Raw genomic sequence first — 24,376 nt, forward strand, 5'->3', positions numbered from 1 at the left:
GTTATGCTGTTGTGGTCACACGTTCGGCCAAACCGGAGACCGTGCGGATGAGAAGATCGAGATCCTGCGGGCGTGACAGCCGGTGGTCGCCGTCGCGTACAAGCGTCAGCGTCACATCATCGACCGGCAGATGCTCCACCAGCGTCAGTGCGTGCTTGTACGGCACGTCCGGGTCCTGCATGCCTTGCAGAATATGGACCGGGCATCCGGTTTCGATAATGCCCTTGAGTACGAGGTTCTGGCGGCCGTCTTCGAGAAGCGCACGTGTGTAGACGTACGGATTGGGCGAATAGTCGGAAGGCTCTTCGAAATAACCCTTTTCCTGCAAGTCGCGCTTTTGGGCGTCAGAAAGGGTTGGCTCGACAAGCACCGCCGTGAAGTCGGGGGCGGGCGCAATCAACACGATGCCGGCGGGCTCCTTGCCTTCCTTCTTCAATTCCTGCGCCATTCGCAGCGCAATCCAGCCGCCCATGGACGAGCCGACGAGAATTTGCGGGCCTTTGGCATAATGGCGATAGACGGCAAGGCTTTCGTTGAGCCAGCGCGAAATCGTGCCCTGATTGAAATCGCCGCCGGATTCGCCGTGACCGGAATAGTCGAGCCGCAGCGCGCTATGGCCGGTCTTTTCGGCCCATTCATCGAGAACGAGGGCCTTGGTGCCGCGCATGTCGGAACGATAGCCACCTAACCAGACGACACCGGGCCGATTTTTACCCTCTCTGTGGCGAACGGCAATCTTCGCGCCGTCCACGTCAAGAAATTCTGGCTCCAGTTCTGGCCCCGCACTGCTCATCTGAGTCTCCTGATTGTTGGGATGACTTTTGCCATGTCTTGTCTGGCGAGGAAACCCGCGCGATCAGCCCAACCGCTTGGCAGCCCTTGAAATTGCAGGAAATGTGACCGATATGTCGCTTTCAGCCCCCGATTTAGCTCTTTATCAAGTGGGGGTGATTTTTCCTGTCAAAGATGCTATTGACTTCGCCGCTTGCTTGACGACATTTCCGCGATCAACTGCGGTTTGATCGGGGATATGTCGTGTGAGCGACAAAAGTTCTTGCCGTATGAACGTTAACAATCAGGAGATAACGACCATTCGCCGACCGTTCAGAGCGACGCCGGTCCAGAAAGACGGACCGCGCTCCAACCGTGACATCCGGGTTCCCCGGGTCCAGCTTATCGATGCCGAAGGCCAGAACCATGGTGATGTTTCCATTCAGGAAGCGATTGCTATGGCAGAGGAAGCGGGCCTCGATCTCGTTGAGATCGTGCCGAACGCAGAGCCTCCGGTTTGCAAGATCGTAGACCTTGGTAAGCTGAAGTATCAGAACCAGAAAAAGGCCGCCGAGGCACGCAAGAAGCAGAAAACGGTTGAAATCAAGGAAATCAAGATGCGACCGAACATCGACACCCATGATTATGAGGTGAAGATGAAGGCCGCCGTGCGTTTCTTTGAGGAAGGCGACAAGGTAAAGGTTACCTTGCGTTTCCGTGGCCGTGAAATGGCGCACCAGGAGCTCGGTATGAAGCTTCTGCAGCGTGTAAAGGAAGACACTGTCGAAATCGCGAAGGTCGAGTCCGAGCCGAAGCTCGAAGGCCGTCAGATGATGATGGTGCTTGCACCGCGCTGATTTTTCAGAATTGTCTTGGAAAAGCCGCCTTCGGGCGGTTTTTCTTTGCCGGAAATTTGCCCGCAATCGGATGGGCGGCAACCAATGTGGCAATCGTGGAACAATTATGAAGACGATAGGTGAATTGGGAAGATATCAGCAACGTCGCCGTCTGGCGATTGGCGTTGTTATTGCGCTGCTGGTGATCGCGCTGCTTTTCGTGCGCTCGGCCTGGGTCGGGCACGCGCATGAATATATTGAGGCGATCGGCATCAGCTTCATCGTCGCCGCGATTCTCGGGCGCCTGTGGTGCACGCTTTATATCGGCGGGCGCAAGAGCGCGGAAATCGTGCGCAGCGGTCCTTATTCGATCACGCGCAACCCGCTTTATGTGTTCAGCACCATCGGTGCGATGGGCATCGGCGCGCAGACGGGCAGTATCATCGTGGCAGCCGGCTTCGGCGTGCTTTGCTATATCGCCTTTTCCATCGTCATCCGCACAGAAGAAAAATTTCTGGAGCAGAATTTCGGCGAGCCTTACCGCGCTTATTGCCGTGAGGTTCCACGCTTCTTCCCGGAGTTTTCGATCTATAGCGACGACGCGACGGTCACGGTGAAGCCGGACCGGCTCTATCGCACTTTCATAGATGGGCTGGTATTCTTCGTGGCCTATCCGTTCTTCGAATTTATCGAGTACCTGCAGGACATCCATGTCTTGTCGGTTTTGTTGCGGCTTTATTGATCAATTTCGGTTGATTCAGCCATTGCGTTTTATGGGCTTTAAGCCTATAAGGCCGCGTTCGAACCGCCCGGCAGGGCATGCCGTGGCGGTTTCGTATGCTTTTCAGGCTTGGTCTGCCTGAAAGTAAAAACAGATTTCGGTCGGTTTCAGGCACGAACGCCTTCCATAACAAGAGGCGTGGAGTGCCGCAGGCACGACGGGGATCGCAATTAAGGAGTAGCAAAATGCCCAAGATGAAGACCAAATCGGCCGCGAAGAAGCGGTTCAAAATCACCGGCACTGGCAAAGTTGTAGCTGCGGCTGCAGGCAAGCGCCATGGCATGATCAAGCGCTCGAACAAGTTCATTCGCGATGCACGCGGCACCATGGTGCTCTCGGAAGCAGATGCGAAGATCGTAAAACAGTTCCTGCCTAACGGCCTCTAAGCCGCTGTCCTTTAAGGAGATCATGATATGGCACGCGTAAAACGCGGCGTTACCTCACACGCCAAGCACAAAAAAGTTCTCGATCAGGCTGCCGGTTTCCGCGGTCGTCGCAAGAACACCATCCGCACCGCTAAGGCTGCAGTTGACCGTTCGAAGCAGTATGCTTATCGCGACCGCAAGAATCGCAAGCGTACGTTCCGCGCTCTCTGGATCCAGCGCATCAATGCTGCTGTCCGCGAGCAGGGCCTGACCTATGGCCGTTTCATCGACGGTCTGGCCAAGGCTGGTATCGAAATCGACCGCAAGGTCCTGTCCGATATCGCAATCCACGAACCGGATGCGTTCGGTGCGCTGGTTGCATCGGCAAAGAAGGCTCTTGAGTACCTCAAGAACACCGAAACGCCGAACGCTTTTGAAGGCGCTGTCCGCTAAGCCAGCCCTTCCCAAGTGACATTGTGAATTTGGGGAACCCGCGCTGGCTCGGCTGGCGCGGGTTTTTCTTTCTTATCTGGTGCCCGGTGCCGATATCGCTGATCAAGAGGCGTGGGTGTTGCAGGCGCGCAGGGAAATAGACAAGAGGCGTGGAGTGCCGAAGGCACGACAGGGATGTAAACAAGAGGCGTCGAGTGTCCCTTGGACACGAGAGGGATATAGACAATGAGCGATCTTGAACAACTCGAACAAACGATCATGGGCGAAATCGCCGCCGCCAGCGATGAGCAGGCGATTGAAGCGGTCCGCGTCGCGGCACTGGGCAAGAAGGGCACGGTTTCCGAGAAGTTGAAACTGCTCGGCACCATGACGCCGGAAGAACGCCAGCTTCAGGGCCCGGCGATTAACGGCCTGAAGAACCGCGTCACCGATGCGCTGACGGAGCGCAAGTCTGCGCTGCGCAAGGCTGCGGTTGCGGCCCGTCTGGAACGCGAAAAAGTCGATGTGACGCTGCCGGTTCGTGAAAGCGCTGCCTCGCGCGGCCGCATTCATCCGATTTCGCAGGTGGTGGACGAAATCACGGCGATCTTCGCCGATATGGGTTTCTCGATTGCCGAAGGTCCGGATATCGAAACTGATTACTACAATTTCACCGCGCTGAATTTCCCGGAAGGGCACCCGGCGCGCGAGATGCACGACACGTTCTTCTTCAATCCGGATGAAAAGGGCGAGCGCAAGCTTCTGCGCACGCATACATCGCCGGTGCAGGTGCATACGATGGAGAAGTTTGCAGCGATCCGTGACAAGGAAGGCCGCGACGAGCCGATCCGCATCGTGATTCCGGGCAAAACCTATCGCATGGATTCCGACGCCACCCACTCGCCGATGTTCCATCAGGTCGAAGGTCTGGTCGTGGACAAGTCGGCCAATGTCGCCAACATGAAGTGGGTGCTGGAAGAGTTCTGCAAGGCGTTCTTCGAAGTGCCGTCGGTGACGATGCGCATGCGTCCGAGCTTCTTCCCGTTCACGGAACCGTCGGTGGAAGTCGACATTCAGTGCGACCGCTCCGGTCCGCATGTGAAGTTCGGCGAGGGCAATGACTGGCTCGAAATTCTGGGCTGCGGCATGGTGCATCCGAATGTGCTGCGCGCTTCGGGTTATGACCCGGACGTCTATCAGGGCTTTGCCTGGGGCATGGGTATCGACCGCATCGCCATGCTGAAATACGGCATGCCGGATCTGCGCGCCTTCTTCGATGCCGATGTGCGCTGGATCAACCATTACGGTTTCCGTCCGCTCGATCTGCCGACGCTGTTTGGTGGCCTCAGCGCATGACGCAATTGCCCGAACCTTATCGCGATGCCGTGACTTTCGCCTTTGGCGATTCGCCGGAACTCGCCGATGAGCTGCTTGCGCTGGTTCTGGCAGGTCGCAAGACTGCGACCTGCGCCGCGCTTGCCTCATTCGGTGAAGACGGCGAGCCGATGCCGGTCATCGGTCGTCGCGATGTGGTTCTGGATGGTCTTGGCCGACCCGCTGCGGTGGTCGAAACCGTCGAACTGACGGTCTGCCGCTTTGATGAGGTTGATGCCGCATTTGCGGAACAGGAGGGCGAAGGCCCGCTGGAAGAATGGCGAAAGGGCCACGAAGCCTATTTTCGCCGCAACGGCGGCTTCTCTCCAGATATGGAATTGCTTTGCGAGCGCTTTCGCGTTGTCGAAGTGCTCAAACGCTGATTTTTAGGAAAGAACACGATCATGAAATTCACGCTTTCCTGGCTCAAGGATCACCTTGAAACCGATGCGACGCTCGACCAGATCGTCGAGAAGCTCACCGATATCGGTCTTGAAGTGGAATCGGTCGATGACCGCGCCGCCTTCAAGGCTTTCAAGATCGCCAAGGTGGTGAGTGCCACCCAGCATCCCGATGCCGACAAGCTGCGCGTGCTCTCCGTCGATACGGGCGATGGCAAGCCGGTACAGGTCGTTTGCGGCGCGCCGAATGCCCGCGCCGGTCTGGTCGGTGTTCTGGGTCGTCCGGGCGACTATGTGCCGGGTCTCGATGTCACGCTGTCGGTCGGCAAGATTCGCGGTGTCGAAAGTTTTGGCATGATGTGCTCCGAGCGTGAGCTGGAACTGTCCGACGAGCATAACGGCATCATCGATCTGCCGGAAAATGCACCGGTGGGCACAAGCTTTGCGGCCTATATGGGCCTTGACGATCCGATCATCGAAATAGGCCTCACGCCGAACCGCGCCGATTGCACCGGCATTCACGGCATTGCCCGCGATCTGGCAGCCGCCGGTCTCGGCACGCTGAAGAACACGCTGCCAGCCGCCGCCAAGGGCGAAGGCGAAACGCCGGTGAAGATTATTCTCGATCAGGATGCGGAAAACCCGTTCTGCCTCGGCTTTGCGCTGCGCATGGTCAAGGGCGTGAAGAACGGCCCGAGCCCGAAATGGATGCAGCAGCGTCTGAAGGCAATCGGCCTGCGCCCGATCAATGCGCTGGTGGATATCACCAATTACGTGACCTTCGATCAGGGCCGTCCGCTGCATGTTTTCGACGCGGCCAAGGTCAAGGGGAATCTAACGGTGCGTGCGGCGCGTGAAGGCGAAACCATTCTGGCGCTCGACCAGCGCGAGTATAAGTTGAAGCCCGGCATGTACATCATTGCCGATGAAAACGGTCCCGAATCGATTGCCGGCATCATGGGTGGCGAGCATTCCGGTTGCGACGAGAACACGGTCGATGTGCTGATCGAATCCGCGCTTTGGGATGCGCGCATGATTGCACGCACGGGCCGCGAACTCGGCATCGTCACCGATGCGCGCTATCGGTTCGAGCGCGGCGTCGATCCGGAAATGATGGTTCCGGGTGCGGAAATTGCAACCCAGCTGGTGCTGGACCTGTGCGGTGGACAGCCGACGGTTCTCGACGTTGTCGGTTACAAGGCGCCAGCTGCGCGCGTCATCGATTTCCCGGTCACGGAAGTAAAGCGCCTGACGGGTATCGAGGTTTCCTACGACGCTTCGCTCGATATCCTGAAGCGTCTCGGCTTCGGTGTCGAAGGCGATGGCAAGGTCATCAAGGCAACGGTGCCGACATGGCGTGGAGACGTGGAAGGCAAGGCCGACCTCGTTGAAGAAGTCATGCGTATTCACGGCATCAACCAGATCGAGCCGCAGCCGCTGCCAAACCATGGCGCCGTCAATGGCCGCATCCTGACCACCTTGCAGATTCGCACGCGTCATGCCCGTCGTATGCTCGCTTCGCGCGGCATGCTGGAAGCGGTGACCTATTCCTTCATTTCCGAAGCGCAGGCCAAGGCATTTGGCGGCGGCCAGCCGGAGCTGAAGCTTGCGAACCCGATTGCAGCCGACATGTCGGATATGCGTCCGTCGCTTCTGCCGGGCCTCTTGGCTGCGGCACAGCGCAATGCGGATCGCGGTTTTGGCGATATCGCTCTGTTCGAGGTTTCGGGCATCTATGAAGGCGACACGACGGAGAAGCAGCGCCGTGTGGCCGGTGGTATCCGTCGCGGAACGGCGGGCGTTGAAGGCGCTGGCCGCTTCTGGTCCGGCAATGCGGCGACCGTTGGCGTGTTCGACGCCAAGGCCGATGCGCTGGCGGCGCTGGAAGCTGCCGGTGCGCCGGTTGATCGCATCCAGATCGAAGCCGGTGGACCGGAATGGTTCCATCCGGGCCGTTCCGGCACGCTGAAGCTCGGCCCCAAGGTCGTGCTTGGCTATTTCGGCGAGTTCCATCCGGACACGCTGGAAGCCCTCGACGTGTCGGGCAATCTCTGCGGCTTCGAAATCTATATCGATGCGATCCCTGAGCCGAAGGCAAAGGCGACCCGCACCAAGCCTGCGCTCAACCTGTCGCAGTTCCAGAGCCTCAAACGCGATTATGCCTTTGTGGTGGATGCCACTGTCGAAGCGGGCAATGTCGTGAAGGCGGTTTCGGCAGCCGACAAGAAGCTGATCGTCGGCGTTCAGGTGTTCGATATCTTCACCGGTGCATCGCTTGGCGAAGGGAAGAAGTCGATTGCGGTTGAAGTGCTGCTTCAGCCGCAGGATCGCACCCTGACCGACGAAGATCTGGACGCATTGTCGAAACAGGTTGTGGCAAGTGTCGCCAAACAGACCGGCGGCGTGCTGCGCGGATAAGCAAAAAGTAAAAAGCCCGGCTTCAAGCCGGGCTTTTCGCTTTTGCAGGCATGGCGCGCATGGCCATGTCGATGATCTTTTGCACGGTGGCCCGCGAACTGCCGTCACGCGCCTCATAGGAGAGGCTCTGCTGGATCGCGTGGTAGAATTCGCTCATCTGGGCGATGTCGGTTTCGGGTGGCAGGTCGCCCTCGCGCAAGGCGCGTTGCAGGCGCTTGGAAAGCAGGTCCTGATTGGTGTGGCGAATGGCTGTCAGGAATTCCTTGACCGGGACGTTCTCCGGTTTGCACTGGATCGAGCTGACGCTGATCATGCAGCCGCCAGCAGGACACGCAAAAGCGCTGTCTGCGCTCAATTCAAGCCAGAGGCGTATGCCGTCTTGAATGGTGACGGCGTCTTCCAAAGCTCTGAAGGGGGCAGCGCCGATGGTGCGCCGATAATAGTCAACGGCCTCGCGAAACGCCTGTTCCTTGTTGCCGAATGCGGCATAGAAACTCGGCGGCGTAATGCCTATGGCTGCCGTGAAATCGCTGATCTGGGCGCATTCATAGCCCTTGGCCCAGAAAACTTTCATGACCTTGTCCAGCGCAGCATCGCGATCGAAACTGCGCGGGCGACCGCGCGAAACCATTTTTCCTCCCTTTCTGTAGTCTGCCTTATATAATTCTCTTGACGCGCTCGAACAAGTCGATATGAATTATATAATAATTATTACATAAATAGGATTCGTCTCCATGAACGATTCGTGCGATTCTGCCCTTGCGGCGGAGGGGACGGTTGCGTCCCGTAAAGAGGCGCGGGCAATACCGCTGGTTGTCTATTGTCTCAGTCTCGGCGTTTTTGCGCTGACGACCTCCGAACTGATGATTTCGGGCATGATGCCTTCGCTTCAGGAGGCTTTTGGCCGCTCCATTGCCGATATCGGCAATCTGATTTCGCTCTATGCCTTGGGCATGATGGTCGGCGGTCCGCTGGTGACGGTGCTGTTTCTGGCCCTGAAGATCGAGAACAAGCGTGGGCTTCTGGGCCTTTTGATCTTCTATGCGCTCGCGCAGAGCGTTGCCGCCTCCACCAGCAATTTCCAGGTGCTTCTGGCCGCCCGCGTGCTGACCGGCATGGCCGCCGCAACCAGTTTCGGCCTCATGCTCGCCATTACGGCGCAACTCGTCGCGCCGGAACTGCGGGGACGTGCTTCGTCGCTGGTCTTTGCCGGATTGATGCTCTGCACCGTGCTGGGCGTGCCGATTGCAACGGCGATCACCAATGCGTTCGGCTGGCGCGCCAGCTTCTGGAGCATCGTGGTGCTGATTCTGCTTTGCGCGCTGGTCATCGCGCTGAAGATCGAAACGACCCGTGACGGACCGCAGGCCGATCTGCGTTCGGAATTGGCGGAAATGCGCAAGCCAAAACTCTGGGCGGCCTATGCCACCAGCGCGCTGGTCATCGGCTCGTCTTTTGCGGTTTACAGCTATCTGTCGCCGATCACCGTGGAATTGGCCGGATTTTCGGCCATGCAGGTTCCATTCCTGCTCGCCATCTACGGTGCGGCCAACATCGTCGGCAACTATGTTTCCGGGCGCTTTGCCGATCGGCACACGATCATGACGATCTTTGCGGGACTCGTGGTGATGCTTGCAGCCATGCTGATCTTCGCGCTTTTCGCCGAACTCAAGCCTGCTGCAATCCTCGCCATCGTGATGATCGGACTGACCGGCATTGCGTTGAACCCGGCTTTCGTGGCGCGTGTGATGCGCATTGCCCATCCCGGCGCATTGGTGAATGCAATGCACGCATCGGTTATCAATATCGGCCTCGGCCTTGGTCCATGGATCGGCGGTCTGGCGATGGACGCGGGATATGGTCTCCATGCACCACTGTGGGTTGGCTTCGCCATGACGCTCGGCGGGCTGTTGACGCTTGCGCCGCCAGCCTTGCGGCGGCTGTGAATTTACGCCTTTTTGGAAAGAACGCCTGTAACGGGATTTTTCCTTTTGTCTTTCGGTCAAACATGTCATCGATTACCACCGGTCACGAAATCGATGATAGTGTTCAGCCGCGAAACTAAAGGAAATGGCATGTTCCGTTGGGGTATTCTTTCCACCGCCAAAATCGGCGTCACGCAGGTGATTCCCGCATTGGCCGCGTCGGATAATGGCGTGGTCCATGCGATAGCGAGCCGCGATCACGCCCGTGCCCGTGCCGTGGCCGACCGTTTTGGTGCCCCGCTTGCCTTCGGCTCCTATGAGGAATTGCTGGCCAGCGATCAGGTGGACGGCGTTTATATCCCGCTGCCGACATCGCAGCATATCGAATGGACGATCAAGGCGGCGGAAGCCGGCAAGCATGTGCTGTGTGAAAAGCCGATAGCGCTGAAAGCCGACGATATCGACCAGCTCATCGCCGCGCGCGACAAGCACAAGGTCACAATCGCCGAGGCCTTCATGGTCTATTACCATCCGCAATGGATCAAGGTGCGCGCATTGCTGGCCGAAGGCGCCATCGGCACGTTGCGCCATGTTCAGGGCGCTTTCAGCTATTTCAACGTCGATCCCGGCAATATGCGCAATCAGCCCGACCTCGGCGGCGGCGCGTTGCCGGATATCGGCGTTTATCCGACGGTCGTAACCCGCATGGTCACGGGCAAGGAGCCGGTCTCCGTGCAGGCTTGCGTCGAAATCGACCCGAATTTCGGCACTGACCGCTATGCCAATGTCGCGGCCCGATTCGACGGCTTCGACATGACTTTCTATGTAGCGACGCAGCTTGCCGGGCGTCAGTTCATGGTTTTCCACGGCGACAAGGGCTTCATCGAGGTTCATGCGCCGTTCAACACCGGCAAATACGGTCATGGCCGCGTGACGCTCAACGACGCAGGCCATACGGAAGCGACGGAATGGTCGTTTTCGGACGCAAACCATTATCAGTTGCAGGCGCAAAATTTTGTGCGCGCCGTACAGGGCGAGGATGTAGCCTTGTTTTCATTGGAGAATTCCAAGGCCAATCAGCGCGTCATCGACGCGATCTATCGGGCGGGCAAAAATAATGGTTTCGTAGACCTCTAGGTTCCCTGTAGGGATCGTCCGGATAAAGACCTGTTAGAATAGCCGGGAAGGAATTTATGACTGTCCGGCTGTTCTGACTTGCAGTGAAAAAGCGCCTTTCTTATATACGCCTCGCACAGGGCTTCGATGACAGGCCGAGGGGTCTTGAAAAAACCTCCGGAAACCCAACCTTGAAGCGGGCATTGTGAAAAACCGTAGGAGCCGCCCATGGAACGCTCGGTAGAGGTCTTGGCGGTTTGCTGAATGGAGAGAAATATGGCTAAAGTTATTGGTATCGATCTGGGAACGACCAACTCCTGCGTCGCCGTTATGGACGGTAAGAGCGCGAAGGTCATCGAGAATGCCGAAGGCGCCCGCACGACGCCTTCCATCATTGCTTTCACCGATAGTGACGAACGTCTCGCTGGTCAGCCTGCGAAACGTCAGGCCGTCACCAATCCGGAAGGCACCCTGTTTGCAGTCAAGCGCCTGATCGGTCGCCGTTTCGACGATCCGATGGTCACCAAGGACAAGGATCTCGTCCCTTACAAGATCGTCAAGGGCGACAATGGCGATGCCTGGGTAGAAGTTCACGGGAAGAAGTATTCGCCATCGCAGGTTTCCGCGATGATCCTTCAGAAAATGAAGGAAACGGCTGAATCTTACCTCGGCGAAACCGTCACGCAGGCCGTTATCACGGTTCCGGCTTACTTCAACGACGCCCAGCGTCAGGCCACCAAGGACGCTGGCAAGATTGCCGGTCTGGAAGTGCTGCGCATCATCAACGAGCCGACCGCTGCTGCGCTCGCCTATGGTCTCGACAAGAGCGAAGGCAAGACTATTGCCGTATACGATCTTGGCGGCGGCACCTTCGACGTGTCGGTGCTTGAGATCGGTGACGGCGTGTTCGAAGTGAAGTCCACCAACGGTGACACGTTCCTCGGCGGTGAAGACTTCGACATGCACATCGTCGACTACATGATCACCGAGTTCAAGAAGGAAAGCGGCATCGATCTGAAGAACGACAAGCTTGCTCTGCAGCGTCTCAAGGAAGCTGCCGAAAAGGCCAAGATTGAACTGTCGGCTGCCCAGCAGACCGAAATCAACCTGCCGTTCATCACCGCTGACGCAACGGGTCCGAAGCATCTGGCCATCAAGCTGTCGCGCGCCAAGTTCGAAAGCCTTGTCGAAGACCTCGTCAAGCGCACGATTGAGCCGTGCAAGGCCGCTCTGAAGGATGCCGGTCTCAAGGCTGGTGAAATCGACGAAGTGGTTCTGGTCGGCGGCATGACCCGCATGCCCAAGATCCAGGAAGTCGTGAAGGCCTTCTTCGGCAAGGAACCGCACAAGGGCGTGAATCCGGACGAAGTCGTCGCCATGGGCGCGGCCATTCAGGGCGGCGTTCTGCAGGGCGACGTCAAAGACGTTCTGCTGCTCGACGTGACCCCGCTGTCGCTCGGCATCGAAACGCTCGGTGGCGTGTTCACCCGTCTGATCGACCGCAACACGACCATCCCGACCAAGAAGTCGCAGACCTTCTCCACTGCCGAAGACAATCAGTCGGCTGTGACGATCCGCGTCTTCCAGGGCGAGCGTGAAATGGCTGCCGACAACAAGATCCTCGGCCAGTTCGACCTCGTGGGCATTCCGCCTGCACCGCGTGGCGTGCCGCAGATCGAAGTGACCTTCGACATCGACGCCAACGGTATCGTCAACGTATCGGCCAAGGATAAGGGCACCGGCAAGGAGCACCAGATCCGCATTCAGGCTTCGGGCGGTCTGTCGGATGCCGACATCGAAAAGATGGTCAAGGACGCCGAGGCCAATGCCGACGCCGACAAGAAGCGCCGCGATGCCGTCGAAGCCAAGAACCAGGCCGAAAGCCTGATCCACTCGACGGAAAAGTCGCTGAAGGATTACGGCGACAAGGTCTCGGAAGACGACAAGCAGGCCATCGAAGGCGCGATCGCTGCGCTCAAGACCTCGCTTGAAGGTGACGATGCCGAAGACATCAAGGCCAAGACCCAGACGCTCGCTGAAACGGCGATGAAGCTCGGTCAGGCCATGTATGAGGCAGCGCAGGCTTCTGAAGGTGCGGACGCCGAAGGCGGCGAGCAGGCTTCGTCCAAGGACGATGTCGTTGACGCCGACTATGAAGAAATCGACGACGACAAGAAGAAGTCGTAATCATCTGCCGCTGACAGTGAAAGCCCGGCTCCATGCCGGGCTTTTGCCAGTTTCGGTATTCGGCAGACGATGAATAATAACGAAGGCTCCGGTTGGGAGTCCGGTCCAGCCGCCGGGGTAACGGACGTATGAAGATCGATTATTACGAAGCATTGGGCGTAGAAAAGTCCTGCGATGACAAGACGCTGAAAGCGGCTTTTCGCAAGCTCGCCATGCAGTACCATCCTGATCGCAACCCGGATAATCCGGAAGCTGAACGCAAGTTCAAGGAAATCGGCGAAGCTTACGAAACGCTGAAGGACCCGCAGAAGCGGGCAGCCTATGACCGTTTCGGCCATGCTGCCTTTGAAAATGGCGGCGCAGGTGCCGGTTTTGGCAATGGCTTTGCGGGCGCGGGCGGTTTTGCCGATATTTTCGAAGATATTTTTGGCGAGATGATGGGTGGCGGTCGCCGCCGTTCCAGCAACGGTCGCGAACGCGGCGCCGATCTGCGCTATAATATGGAAGTGACGCTCGAAGAAGCTTTCGCCGGCAAGACGGCGCAGATTCGCGTGCCGACCTCCATCACCTGTGATGAATGCTCCGGTTCGGGTGCCAAGGCGGGTTCGCAGCCCACCACCTGTACCATGTGCTCGGGCTCGGGCCGTGTGCGCGCGGCGCAGGGCTTCTTCTCGGTGGAACGCACCTGCCCGACCTGTAATGGTCGCGGTCAGGTCATCAAGGATCCTTGCGGCAAGTGCCACGGTCAGGGCCGCGTGACGCAGGAGCGTTCGCTTTCGGTCAATATCCCGGCCGGGATCGAGGACGGCACCCGTATTCGCCTTGCAGGCGAAGGCGAAGCCGGAATGCGCGGCGGTCCGTCGGGTGATCTCTACATCTTCCTTTCGGTCAAGCCGCACGAGTTCTTCCAGCGCGACGGCTCCGACCTTTATTGCAAGGTGCCGATCTCGATGACCACGGCGGCGCTGGGCGGCCAGTTCGAAGTCTCGACACTGGACGGCACCCAGACCCGCGTGAAGGTTCCCGAAGGCACGCAGAACGCCAAGCAGTTCCGCCTCAAGGGCAAGGGCATGCCGGTTCTGCGCCAGCAGGCGGTGGGCGATCTCTATATCCAGATCGATATTGAGACGCCGCAGAACCTGTCGAAGCGCCAGCGCGAATTACTGGAGGAATTCGAAAAGCTCTCCTCGCAGGAGAACAGCCCGAAATCAGCCGGGTTCTTCTCGCGGATGAAGGAATTCTTCGAGGGAATAGGTGAATAAAAAAGGGGAGCCAAACGGCTCCCTTTTTTCATATTTTCCTTATTCCTGCCTTGCTTAAGGAATTGAAAGCGGCATAAGCTTGTCCAATAACGACAATGGGAGCATGCGGAATGGCAGGTCAACTCGGCAGGAAACTCGCCGCGAAATTCGACGAGGAAATCCGTTTTTTCAAAGGGTGGATTGACGGGCCGAAAGCGGTAGGCGCCATTCTGCCGACCAGCTCCATCACCGCGCGGCGCATGGCAAGCGTGATCGATATCCATTCCGGCCTGCCGGTTCTCGAACTTGGGCCGGGCACCGGCGTCATCACCAAGGCGATCCTCAAGCATGGCGTGAAGCCATCCGATCTTTATTCGATCGAATATTCGCAGGATTTCGTCGAGCATCTGAACAAGACCTATCCCGAGGTGAACATCATCCAGGGCGATGCGTTCGATCTCGACACCACGCTCGGCACCATGAAGGACCAGCAGTTCGACAGTATTATTTCTGCCGTGCCGCTGCTCAACTTCCCGATGGCGCGCCGTGTGCAGCTTATCGAAGATATGCTGACGCGCATTCCGCGCGGCCGTCCGTTCATGCAGATCACTTATGGACCTCTGCCGCCGGTTCCAGCCGGTCGCGGAAACTATACGGTTCAGCACTATGATTTCGTCATGCGTAATGTTCCGCCAGCACAGCTGTGGGTTTACCGTAGGCCACTCGGCTGATTGACTGTCCGTGATTGTATTTGCTGATTCTCGGAGTTGTCCATGACCGCACGTGTTCTTGTCTTCGCCGGTTCGATCCGTATCGGCGCTTTCTCGGGTCATATGGCGGATGCCGCCGAACAGGAATTGCGGGCGCAGGGTGCGGAAGTCACCCGCATCACGCTTGCTGATTATCCGTTGCCCCTGATGGACCAGAATCTGGAAAAGGAGCATGGCGTTCCCGAAAACGCCATGAAGCTCGGTCGGCTCTTTGCCGAACACGACGCGCTTCTGATCTGCTCGCCGGAATATAATGCATCGATCCCGCCGCTGCTGAAAAACACGCTCGACTGGGTCAGCCGCATTTCCAAGGATGGCGACCAGCCGCTGCGGCCCTATGGCGGGCTGACGGTCGGTCTGTGTTCGACGTCGGACGGTATGTTCGCCGGTATGCGCGGGCTCTACCACCTGCGCGCGGTGTTGATGGCGGTTGGAACGCAGGTCGTGACCGAACAATGTTCGGTCGGTCGCGCCTCGGTGGCATTCAACGAGGACGGCACCCTCAAGGATGAGCGCAGCGCCAAAATGCTCACAGCCGTCTGTCAGAGCGTGATCAGCCGGGTCGGCTGATTCTCCGTTCAATCTGCATATTTCGGGGCGCGGTATCTTTCGTACCGCGCCCCGTTGTGCGATTAGAGCATGATCCCGAAAAGTGGGCACCGGTTTTCGGAAAAGATCATGCTCAAGCAAAATGCTTGAGCGGGTGATGTTCAACGTGAAATAGATCCCGCTCAAGTTAAAATCACAGCGGAGAATTTCATGACGACGACAGAATTGCGCGATCAGCTGATCGTGGGCCTCGACGTGCCAACTATCGCCGAAGCAGAAAAGGCCGTTGAGGAACTGGGCGATGCCGTGTCCTTCTACAAGATCGGCTATCAGCTGGTTTTTGCGGGCGGTCTCGATTTTGCGAAGAGCCTGATTGCGGCGAAGAAGAAAGTCTTCCTCGACATGAAGCTGCTCGACATCGACAACACCATCGCCAAGGGCGTGGAGAATGTTGCGAAGATGGGCGTTTCGATGCTCACGCTCCATGCCTATCCAAAAGCCATGCGCGCTGCCGTCGAAGCCGCCAGAGGGTCAGATCTCTGCTTGCTCGGCGTGACGGTTCTGACGTCGATGGATGATGCCGACCTGCGCGAAGCGGGCTATTCCGACAATGCGGAAACGCTGGTCCTGAAGCGCGCGCGTCAGGCGCTGGACGCCGGCATGGGTGGTATCGTCGCTTCCGCAGCCGAAGCTGCCGCCATTCGTCAGGCCATCGGACCGGATATGGCGGTGGTGACGCCGGGCATTCGTCCCGCAGGCGCGGAGAAGGGTGATCAGAAGCGTGTCATGACGCCAGCGGATGCGCTTCGTGCCGGCGCCAGCCATCTTGTCGTGGCGCGACCGATTGTCGGCGCAGCGGATCGCAAAGCGTCTGCCCTTGCCATTCTGGAAGAAATGCGCTCCGCTGCGTAAATAGTTTTCGAGGAGGAAAGCATGACGAAAGCCTATTGGATCGCCCGCGTGGATGTTCGCGACCCGGAACGCTACAAGGATTATGTGTCCACAGCCAAACCCGCCTTCGAACGCTATGGCGCGAATTTCATTGCGCGCGGCGGCAAGGCGGAAGCCGTCGAAGGACAAGGACGTGCGCGCAATGTCATCATCGAGTTCGAGACCATGCAGCACGCGCTCGATTGCTACAACTCGCCGGAATATCAGGCGGCGAAAGCTATTCGCCAGACCGTAGCGGATGGTGAGATCGTCATTGTCGAGGGTATCTGACACCACAATGAAAAAGGCCCCGGAAGGGGCCTTTATCTTTTAGAGCGCTACCGGCGGATCATGCCGCCCCGCCAATGTGAGATCGAGCAGCAGCACCTTTCCGGCATGGGGATCGGCATTGCGGGCTTCGTCGTTCATGCCTTCATGGGCGCTGGTCACGATCATGACCGCCGCATCCGGGCCGACAAAGGCCGGGCAGGACGGCTGGCTTACAGGCAGTTCTATCGATCGGATCAGGCGACCTTGTGGTGAATAGGCGTGTAGCGCCTTGCCGCCCCAGCAGGCGTTCCAGACGGTGCCTTCCGCATCCACGACTGATCCGTCAACGCCGCCTTCATCGACGCGATGATGAAAAACGCTCTTTTCGGAAACTGGCAGGCCTGTTTCCGCATCGGTATCGACACGCCAGATGATATTGCGGTCGGTATCGGCGAAATAGGCGATCTTTCCATCCGGCGAAAAGCAGATCGAATTGGTGATCGTGATGCCGGCAAAGAGCTTCTTCACCTGGCCTTCGCGATACCACCAGATGGAACCGGCATCCTTCTCGGCCTTGCGGCCCATAGTGCCGATCCAGAATGCGCCGGAGGGGTGGACGCGCGCATCATTGGAGCGCGTTACCGGATTGTCGGCTTCCAGCGGATGATGCATCGTCAGACGACCATTGGCGCGCTCGCGGATGAACAGCCCGTGTTCGCTGACCAGAAGCTGGCGCTCGCGGTCGATGACGGCAAGGGCGCTGGCTTTCATGCCAAGGTCATGGACCTCCATTGCGCCGCTTTCCCAATTTCGCTCGATGAGTTTGTGCCCGAGAATATCGAACCACCAGACATGGCCTGTCAGCGGATCGTAACCCGGGCCTTCGCCCAGTTCTGCGATATGGTCGGCGAATATGACAGTTTTGACGGACGTCACCTTTTCCTCCCGAAAAGTATCATTCAACCGCTGTGTCTAGAGCGGTTCCGGTTAAAACGGAATCGGGGAACCGCTCTATCTATTTGTTTTTACGCATTACCCTGCGCAAAACCGCTACGCACTTTTGCTGGAAATGCTCTAGAGCATTTTCCCGCCAAATGAAAAGCTTCGGCATGGCATAAATGCGGCAATTCAGCGCCAGCCAAGCGCCGGAGCGACATGTTTCAAAATCGCTTCGATGACATGGGCATTATAGTCGACGCCAAGCTGGTTGGGGACGGTCAGAAGCAGCGTGTCTGCCTCGGCAATCGCCTCGTCCTGCGCCAACTCCTTGATGAGGTCTTCCGGCTCCGCCGCATAGGAGCGACCAAAGATCGCCCGCGTGTTCTCGTCGATATAGCCGATGCTGTCCTGCTCCTTGCCGCCAGCCCCGAAATAGGCACGGTCGCGGTCATCGACGAGCGCGAAGACGCTGCGGCTCACCGAAACGCGCGGCGTGCGGCTGTGGCCCGCTTCCTTCCAGGCTTCGCGATAGGCGCGTATCTGCTTTGCCTGCTGGATATGGAACGGCTCGCCCGTCTCATCGTCTTTCAGCGTGGAGCTTTGCAGGTTCATGCCGAGCTTGGCTGCCCAGACCGCGGTGGCGTTCGACCCTGCGCCCCACCAGATGCGGTCGATCAATCCTTCCGAATGCGGCTCAAGGCGCAACAGGCCGGGCGGGTTGGGGAACATCGGCCGAGGATTGGGCTGCGCAAAGCCTTCGCCTTTCAACGTGCGCAAAAACACTTCCGCATGTTTGCGGCCCATATCCGCATCCGTCTGGCCTTCTTCCGGCGCGTAGCCGAAATAGCGCCAGCCGTCGATCACCTGTTCGGGCGATCCGCGGCTGATACCAAGCTGCAAGCGTCCGCCAGCGATCAGGTCGGCAGCGCCTGCATCTTCCGCCATGTAAAGCGGGTTTTCATAACGCATATCGATGACGCCGGTGCCGATCTCGATCTTGCTGGTCTTGGCGCCGACCGCCGCCAGAAGCGGGAAAGGCGAGGCGAGCTGGCGCGCAAAATGGTGCACGCGGAAATAGGCGCCATCGGCCCCCAGTTCCTCTGCGGCTACTGCCAGATCTATCGATTGCAGCAGCGTATCGGCAGCCGAACGGGTTTGCGACTGCGGGGAGGGCGACCAATGGCCGAACGAGAGAAAGCCAATCTTTTTCATGAGGTTCTCTTGATTCTAGGGGTATCTATTTGTGATCCATCATATGGGGAGGGTTGCCTCGTTTGGAAGTGAGGCCCCATGGCAAACACTTTTTTGTGTTTTGTGGACGCCGGAAAGCCTGAGCTAGCGCCGTTTCGGCGGCAGAAAGGCACTATATCGCCGGTGCATTCCGTTTTAGATTTCCCGCAACTTCGAATCGCGAGGAAATCATGGCTCTCAAAGTCGCGGTCCAGATGGACCATATCAGCACGATCAACATCACGGGCGACACAACGTTCGCGCTTTCGCTGGAGGCGCAGAAGCGCGGCCACGAGCTTTATCATTATACGCCTGACCGCCTGTCGATGCGCGACGGCGTCGTTTCGGCGCGCCTCGAAAAACTGGAAGTGCGCGACGTCAAAGGCGATCACTTCACGCTGGGCGTACCTGAGCGCCGCGACATGCTGGAAATGGATGTGGTGCTGCTGCGTCAGGACCCGCCCTTCGACATGAACTACATCACCAACACGCATCTTCTGGAGCGCATCCATCCGAAGACGCTGGTGGTCAACGATCCGGCCTGGGTGCGCAACAGCCCCGAAAAGATCTTCGTCACCGAATTTCCCGACCTGATGCCGGAAACGCTCATCACCAAGGACCCGCAGGAAGTCATGGATTTCCGCCGCGAATTTGGCGACATCATTCTCAAACCGCTCTATGGCAATGGTGGCGCGGGCGTGTTTCATCTGGCCGACGGTGATCGTAACCTCACTTCGCTGCTCGAAATGTTCGGCCAGCTTTTCCGCGAGCCGTTCATCGCCCAGCGCTATTTGAAAGACGTGCGCGCAGGCGACAAGCGCATCATCCTGATCGACGGTGAGCCGGTCGGCGCGCTCAACCGCGTGCCGTCAGAAACCGATGCGCGCTCCAACATGCATGTCGGCGGCAGGCCCGAACAGAGCAAGCTCACGGCGCGCGAACGTGAAATCTGCGCACGCATCGGACCGTCTCTGCGGGAGCGCGGTTTCATTCTGGTCGGCATCGACGTTATCGGCGACTACATGACCGAGATCAACGTCACCTCGCCGACCGGCATACGCGAGATCGAGCGTTTTGACGGCACCAATATTGCTGCTCTGTTCTGGGACGCAGTGGAAGCAAAGCGGTAATAGACAAACTCGGCCCCCGCAAATCCGTGGCGCCGATGTTTTGACTGCGAACCACCAGTATAGTGAAACGGGTCTCCAGCAATGGGGGCCCGTTTCTTTTTAGCCAGATATGCACTTCGATTGACTATTGCGTTGAGCAGACTTGCAAAATCAAAGTGACTGCGCCGCTTGCACCCCCTGTGCGATTTTGGGACACACCGTCCAACAAATTTAGAACACCCTAATTTATAATATTGCCAATCCCGTTCTTTAGTGCAGAATTCGGTCTATTCAGTTATTTGCGAATAGTATTCGAGGGGACCTTGATGCGTCATTCGACTGAGAACAGAAAAAGTCACGCCTTTCCGTTACTGCGCCTTACCGCCCCTCAGTTCAAAATGCCGATACCGGTCATCGGGGTTCTTCTTCTCTTCCCCTATACAGAAACGGCGCTTGCCGATTGTACGCCTGCCTCGCCTGCATCGGGCGATACGGTTGTCTGTAACGGTAATCCGAGCGGGTTCAGCACCAGCGGGCTTGGCAGCCTCAATGTCGTGATCGAGCAGAACACCAATCTGAATGGCCCATTCACGGCCAGCAGCATGGGCGCGCTGACGGTCGATCATTCGGGCAATGCGCAGAGCGTTGCCATAAACGATGCGACCGGCCTCGTTTTCGACAATCGCGGCACGATCAATGGCGGCCTGACGGTGAGCGGCAACGGCACCTATGTGGTCCATAATTATGCCAATTCGCATATCAATTCGGCGTTCAGCTTCACCGGCAACAGCACGAACATCATCACCAATGATGGCACGTTGAACAATGGCGTCACCATCAATGGCGATGGCGCGACCAATATCTCCAATACCACCGGCGCTTCCTTCAACAACGGCATTTTCGTCAATGGCGCCAGCCAGACCTACGTGGAAAATTACGGTACGATCCAGAGCACGATTGCGCTCGGTTCCGGCAACGACACGATCATCAATTATGATCCCGGCCAGATCAATGGCAGCGTTTCGCAAGGGGCTGGCGACGATCTTTTCGACATGCGCGGCGGTCGTGTCAGTGCGACGGTCAATCAGGATGACGGCAATGACCGGTTCCTCTTGTCCGGTGGCGAAGTCACCGGTTCGCTGATGGCGGGCAATGGCGCTGATTACATGCTCTGGACGGGCGGTCTGATCGGCGGCATCGACATGGGCGCGGACAATGATGTCGCGGTGTTTCAGGGGCTGACCGATACTCAGCTGAAAAGCATCCAGATCAATGGCGGCCTCGGCACAGATCGTCTGACCTGGCAGAACACCAAGGGCAGCAATCCGCAGCGTCTGATCAACTGGGAGCTTATCGAGCTTCAGAATGCGTCCGAGCTGACGATGAACAGCAATCTGACGCTTGGCGACAGCGGCACCGCTACCGGCACGCTCACCATCGATTCGAGCAGCTATCTTCGCGCTGGCAGCGGTAGCTGGACCATCAGCCCGGCGGTGGGTGGCAGTCTCACACAGGTGGTGAATGCAGGCGTGATCGATCTCACCAATGGCTCCAATTCCACATCGGACAGCCTCACCATCGTCGGCAATTATCAGGGGAATTCGGGCCAGCTCTGGCTGAACACGGTTCTGGCCAGCGACAATGCGCCGTCCGACAAATTGGTCATTTCGAACGGCACGACGACCGGCTCCACCGGCATCGTGGTGACCAATGTCGGCGGTACGGGTGCGCAAACCCAGCAGAACGGTATTCTTGTGGTGGAGGCGATCAATGGAGCGACCACCGGCGAAGGTACGTTTAACCTCGCGCGGCGCGCTTCCGCCGGTATTTACGAATACCAGCTGGTGCAAGGCGGTGTGACGGCGGGAACCGAGAACAATTGGTATCTGCGCAACAATTTCGACGGCATCGACGCAACCAATCCTGATTTGCCGATTTGGTTATTGCCCGGCCCTGACGATGGCGATGATGACGACGACGGCAATGGCAACACAGGTGGCGGCTCTGGCGGTGGTTCCGGAGGTGGTACAGGCGGCGGCTCTGGCGGCGGCACGGGTGGCGGCAGCGGCGGTGGGACCGGAGGCGGTTCGGGCGGTGGCGACGATGGCGGCAGCATCACGCTGGTTCGTCCCGAAGTTCCGATCCTGGGCGCAACGCCAACCGTCGTGCGCGGGTTGTTGCGCGTGGCGCTCGGCACATTCCACGAACGGCACGGCGAACAGTCCTGGTTCGGTGATGAGGCAAACAAGCATGTCATCTGGGGCCGCATGTTCGGCGATCAATATCGCCAGAATCTCAGCACCTTCGCCGATCAGCGCTACAAGGGTAACCAGTGGGGCATGCAGTTCGGCGTGCCGGTCTATCGTGCCGAACATAATGACGGTCAGCTCGATACGCTCGGCCTGATGGCTGGCTATGCACGCGGCTGGGGCGATATGCGCGCCAGAAACATCTATGGCAATAATATCGAGATCGGCAATATCGATGTCGATGCTTACAGCCTCGGCGCTTACTGGACCCATACCTGGGAAGACGAAGCCTATATCGACGCCATCGTCATGCATTCATGGCTCAGCATCGATACGGAATCGGTCGCAGATTATAGTTCCAGCTTCCATGGCAAGGAATGGACGGCCTCTCTCGAAGCGGGCAAGAAATTCGCGATCAGCGAAAAATGGGTGATCGAACCGCAGGCGCAGATCTATTGGCAGTATCAGAATTTCGATGAGGCTAACGATCCCGGCGGCACCATCCGTTACGACAATAACGATAGCTGGACAGGCCGTGTCGGCGCGCGCCTGCAAGGCAATTACACGATCAATGAGCGGCCGTTCAATCCGTTCGTGCTGGCCAATGTCTGGCATCAGTTCAAGGCGAGCGATACGATCTATTTCAACAATGACAGGCTTCGTCCTTCCTGGGAGGAAACCAGCCTTGAACTCGGTGCCGGTTTCACGACCAAGGTTGCCGACAATACCTCGCTGTATGCCAATGCATCCTATGAGTTCAACCTCGGCGGCGAGCGCTTCAGGCTTCTTTCCGGTCGCATAGGCGCACGCGCTTCCTGGTAAATTCAGGCCTCACTGGCGACACAGCGTTCTTGATCTGTTTCGGGAAAAATGCTTAAATCCTCTGGTTGTATTTAAGCATTCTCTCACTTTAGAGATGTGCTGCGTGGCGAGTGGGGGCTTATGGTCGCGCGGGTTGGAACGGTTGCCTTTCAGGGCATAGAAGCGGTGCCTGTCGATGTGCAGGTCATGGTCGCGCCGGGCAAGATGGGCATGTCGATTGTCGGCCTGCCCGACAAGGCGGTGGCGGAAAGCCGCGAGCGCGTACAGGCGGCCTTGCATGCTTCCGGGCTATCAATGCCCACCAAGCGGGTCACGGTCAATCTGGCGCCCGCCGATCTGCCGAAGGAAGGTTCGCATTACGATCTGCCGATAGCGGTCGGGCTGATGGCGGCCATCGGCGCCATTCCGGCAGACGCCATCCAATCCTATCTGGTGCTGGGCGAACTTTCGCTCGACGGGTCGATTACGCCTGTCGCGGGTGTTTTGCCCGCTGCGATCGGTGCCAATCGGGAAGACAAGGGGCTGATCTGCCCCTATGCCTGCGGTCCGGAAGCTGCTTGGGCCGGTGCCGATATCGACATTCTCGCACCGCGCAGCCTGATTGCGCTGGCCAATCATTTTCGTGGAACACAGGTGCTGACGCCGCCCGATCCGTCCATGCGGGTTTCCAGCGAAAACCTGCCCGACCTTGCTGATATCAAGGGACAGGAAACGGCCAAACGCGCGCTGGAAATCGCCGCAGCAGGCAATCATAACCTGCTTCTGGTCGGCCCGCCCGGTTCCGGCAAGTCGATGCTGGCGCAAGGCCTGCCGTCGATCCTTCCGCGGCTTTCCCCTCGTGAATTGCTGGATGTGTCAATGATCGCGTCCATCGTGGGCGAGCTAGCGGGCGGAAAACTGTCCGACCGCAGGCCATTCCGGTCGCCGCATCATTCGGCTTCGATGGCGGCGATGGTCGGCGGCGGCCTGCGCGCCCGCCCGGGCGAGGTGTCGCTGGCGCATAATGGCGTGTTGTTTCTGGATGAGTTTCCAGAGTTTTCACCGCAGGTGTTGGATTCGTTGCGCCAGCCGCTCGAAACGGGCGAATGTCTGATCGCCCGGGTCAATCATCGCACCAGCTATCCGGCGCGCTTTCAACTGATTGCCGCCATGAACCCATGCCGATGCGGGATGGCGGGCGAACCCGGCCACAGTTGCGCGCGCGGGCCGCGCTGTCAGACGGATTATCAGGCGCGGATTTCGGGCCCGCTTCTGGATCGCATCGACCTGCGTGTCGACATGCCCGCTGTCTCGGCGCTCGACCTGATCCAGCCCGCGCAGTCGGAGCGAAGCGAGACCGTGGCGCAGCGTGTCGCCCGCGCGCGCTCCGTGCAGGCCACGCGCTATGCGGCGCTGGGGCTCGATTCGTCGATGACGAACGCCTATTGCTCGGCGAATCTGATCGAGGAGGTGGCGCAACCGGATGCAGCGGGGCTGAAGCTGTTGCGCGATGCCAGCGAGCAGATGCGCTTTTCCGCCCGCGCCTATCACCGCATCCTGAAAGTTGCGCGCACTCTGGCCGATCTCGATGGGGTGGATCAAATCAGCCGCATTCATCTGGCCGGCGCAATTTCCTACCGCATCGGTGCGGAACGGTTGATTTCTGCGGCGTGATTGCTCAC

The 24,376-nt window shown here is 58.4% G+C and carries 23 protein-coding genes; 18 read left to right on the forward strand and 5 right to left on the reverse strand.

What is annotated here, in order from left to right; translation table 11 throughout:
- Position 1 precedes the first annotated feature (1 nt).
- Both D8666_RS06595 and D8666_RS24600 read right to left on the reverse strand, forming a co-directional pair.
- On the reverse strand, positions 2-793 hold the full coding sequence (locus D8666_RS06595) for an alpha/beta hydrolase (protein ID WP_109370062.1): 792 nt from the start codon (positions 791-793) through the stop codon (positions 2-4).
- A 214-nt stretch (positions 794-1,007) separates the two neighbouring features.
- The gene (locus tag D8666_RS24600) at positions 1,008-1,199 is read right to left on the reverse strand and encodes a hypothetical protein (protein ID WP_319080802.1); all 192 of its coding nucleotides are present in this window, start codon (positions 1,197-1,199) and stop codon (positions 1,008-1,010) included.
- On the opposite strand from D8666_RS24600, the gene infC reads away from it, so the two are divergent.
- The 7 genes from infC (at position 1,176) to pheT (ending at position 7,378) form a co-directional block, all read left to right on the forward strand.
- Positions 1,176-1,628: a translation initiation factor IF-3 gene (gene infC, locus D8666_RS06600; protein WP_318282644.1), complete on the forward strand. Its 453-nt coding sequence runs from the start codon at positions 1,176-1,178 to the stop codon at positions 1,626-1,628. The two genes, D8666_RS24600 and infC, sit on opposite strands and share 24 nt — an antisense overlap.
- Positions 1,629-1,734: 106 nt before the next feature.
- Positions 1,735-2,349, forward strand: a complete 615-nt coding sequence (locus D8666_RS06605; protein WP_121536940.1) for a methyltransferase family protein — start codon at positions 1,735-1,737, stop codon at positions 2,347-2,349.
- A gap of 224 nt (positions 2,350-2,573) precedes the next feature.
- Positions 2,574-2,774 (forward strand): 50S ribosomal protein L35, encoded by a 201-nt coding sequence (gene rpmI / locus D8666_RS06610; protein ID WP_024898386.1) that lies wholly within the window; start codon positions 2,574-2,576, stop codon positions 2,772-2,774.
- Between the two features lie 27 nt (positions 2,775-2,801).
- The gene (gene rplT, locus D8666_RS06615) at positions 2,802-3,206 is read left to right on the forward strand and encodes a 50S ribosomal protein L20 (RefSeq protein WP_105543029.1); all 405 of its coding nucleotides are present in this window, start codon (positions 2,802-2,804) and stop codon (positions 3,204-3,206) included.
- A gap of 225 nt (positions 3,207-3,431) precedes the next feature.
- Positions 3,432-4,541, forward strand: coding sequence for a phenylalanine--tRNA ligase subunit alpha (gene pheS, locus D8666_RS06620; protein WP_109370064.1), 1,110 nt, complete (start codon positions 3,432-3,434; stop codon positions 4,539-4,541).
- The gene (locus tag D8666_RS06625; RefSeq protein ID WP_109370065.1) at positions 4,538-4,942 is read left to right on the forward strand and encodes an ASCH domain-containing protein; all 405 of its coding nucleotides are present in this window, start codon (positions 4,538-4,540) and stop codon (positions 4,940-4,942) included. The genes pheS and D8666_RS06625 overlap by 4 nt, the downstream gene beginning before the upstream one ends.
- Before the next feature lie 21 nt (positions 4,943-4,963).
- Positions 4,964-7,378: a phenylalanine--tRNA ligase subunit beta gene (pheT, locus tag D8666_RS06630; RefSeq protein WP_121536942.1), complete on the forward strand. Its 2,415-nt coding sequence runs from the start codon at positions 4,964-4,966 to the stop codon at positions 7,376-7,378.
- A gap of 22 nt (positions 7,379-7,400) precedes the next feature.
- On the opposite strand, the gene D8666_RS06635 is transcribed toward pheT, so the two are convergent.
- Positions 7,401-8,009, reverse strand: coding sequence for a TetR/AcrR family transcriptional regulator (locus D8666_RS06635; protein ID WP_121536944.1), 609 nt, complete (start codon positions 8,007-8,009; stop codon positions 7,401-7,403).
- 103 nt (positions 8,010-8,112) lie between these two features.
- Between D8666_RS06635 and D8666_RS06640 the strand changes: the two genes are divergently transcribed.
- From D8666_RS06640 to D8666_RS06675, 8 genes are all read left to right on the forward strand, one after another.
- Entirely contained in the window at positions 8,113-9,324 is a 1,212-nt protein-coding gene (locus D8666_RS06640) for an MFS transporter (protein ID WP_121536946.1), read from the forward strand.
- Positions 9,325-9,453: 129 nt separating this feature from the next.
- Positions 9,454-10,440, forward strand: a complete 987-nt coding sequence (locus tag D8666_RS06645) for a Gfo/Idh/MocA family protein (RefSeq protein ID WP_121536948.1) — start codon at positions 9,454-9,456, stop codon at positions 10,438-10,440.
- A 255-nt stretch (positions 10,441-10,695) separates the two neighbouring features.
- On the forward strand, positions 10,696-12,606 hold the full coding sequence (gene dnaK / locus D8666_RS06650; protein ID WP_109370070.1) for a molecular chaperone DnaK: 1,911 nt from the start codon (positions 10,696-10,698) through the stop codon (positions 12,604-12,606).
- Between the two features lie 128 nt (positions 12,607-12,734).
- Positions 12,735-13,868 (forward strand): molecular chaperone DnaJ, encoded by a 1,134-nt coding sequence (gene dnaJ / locus D8666_RS06655; RefSeq protein ID WP_109370071.1) that lies wholly within the window; start codon positions 12,735-12,737, stop codon positions 13,866-13,868.
- A 110-nt stretch (positions 13,869-13,978) separates the two neighbouring features.
- On the forward strand, positions 13,979-14,578 hold the full coding sequence (gene pmtA, locus D8666_RS06660; RefSeq protein WP_109370072.1) for a phospholipid N-methyltransferase PmtA: 600 nt from the start codon (positions 13,979-13,981) through the stop codon (positions 14,576-14,578).
- A 42-nt stretch (positions 14,579-14,620) separates the two neighbouring features.
- A complete protein-coding gene (locus D8666_RS06665) occupies positions 14,621-15,187 on the forward strand; it encodes an NADPH-dependent FMN reductase (protein WP_121536950.1) in 567 nt (188 codons plus the stop codon).
- A gap of 189 nt (positions 15,188-15,376) precedes the next feature.
- Positions 15,377-16,078, forward strand: coding sequence for an orotidine-5'-phosphate decarboxylase (pyrF, locus tag D8666_RS06670; protein WP_109370074.1), 702 nt, complete (start codon positions 15,377-15,379; stop codon positions 16,076-16,078).
- A gap of 21 nt (positions 16,079-16,099) precedes the next feature.
- Complete coding sequence (locus D8666_RS06675) at positions 16,100-16,387, forward strand: DUF1330 domain-containing protein (protein ID WP_109370075.1); 288 nt, start codon at positions 16,100-16,102, stop codon at positions 16,385-16,387.
- Between the two features lie 39 nt (positions 16,388-16,426).
- Here the strand turns inward: D8666_RS06675 and D8666_RS06680 are convergent, their stop codons facing one another.
- Together D8666_RS06680 and D8666_RS06685 are read right to left on the reverse strand one after the other, a co-directional pair.
- Positions 16,427-17,302 carry an SMP-30/gluconolactonase/LRE family protein gene (locus D8666_RS06680; RefSeq protein ID WP_121536952.1) on the reverse strand — a complete coding sequence of 292 codons (876 nt, stop codon included), beginning with the start codon at positions 17,300-17,302 and terminating at the stop codon, positions 16,427-16,429.
- 192 nt (positions 17,303-17,494) lie between these two features.
- A complete protein-coding gene (locus tag D8666_RS06685) occupies positions 17,495-18,517 on the reverse strand; it encodes an LLM class flavin-dependent oxidoreductase (protein WP_121536954.1) in 1,023 nt (340 codons plus the stop codon).
- Positions 18,518-18,726: 209 nt separating this feature from the next.
- On the opposite strand from D8666_RS06685, the gene gshB reads away from it, so the two are divergent.
- The 3 genes from gshB (at position 18,727) to D8666_RS06700 (ending at position 24,368) form a co-directional block, all read left to right on the forward strand.
- A complete protein-coding gene (gshB, locus tag D8666_RS06690) occupies positions 18,727-19,665 on the forward strand; it encodes a glutathione synthase (RefSeq protein ID WP_109370077.1) in 939 nt (312 codons plus the stop codon).
- 305 nt (positions 19,666-19,970) lie between these two features.
- The gene (locus D8666_RS06695) at positions 19,971-22,715 is read left to right on the forward strand and encodes an autotransporter family protein (protein WP_121536956.1); all 2,745 of its coding nucleotides are present in this window, start codon (positions 19,971-19,973) and stop codon (positions 22,713-22,715) included.
- A 120-nt stretch (positions 22,716-22,835) separates the two neighbouring features.
- Positions 22,836-24,368: a YifB family Mg chelatase-like AAA ATPase gene (locus D8666_RS06700; RefSeq protein WP_121536958.1), complete on the forward strand. Its 1,533-nt coding sequence runs from the start codon at positions 22,836-22,838 to the stop codon at positions 24,366-24,368.
- Positions 24,369-24,376: the final 8 nt, after the last annotated feature.

The sequence above is a fragment of the Ochrobactrum soli genome (assembly GCF_003664555.1).
GTDB classification, from domain to species: domain Bacteria; phylum Pseudomonadota; class Alphaproteobacteria; order Rhizobiales; family Rhizobiaceae; genus Brucella; species Brucella teleogrylli.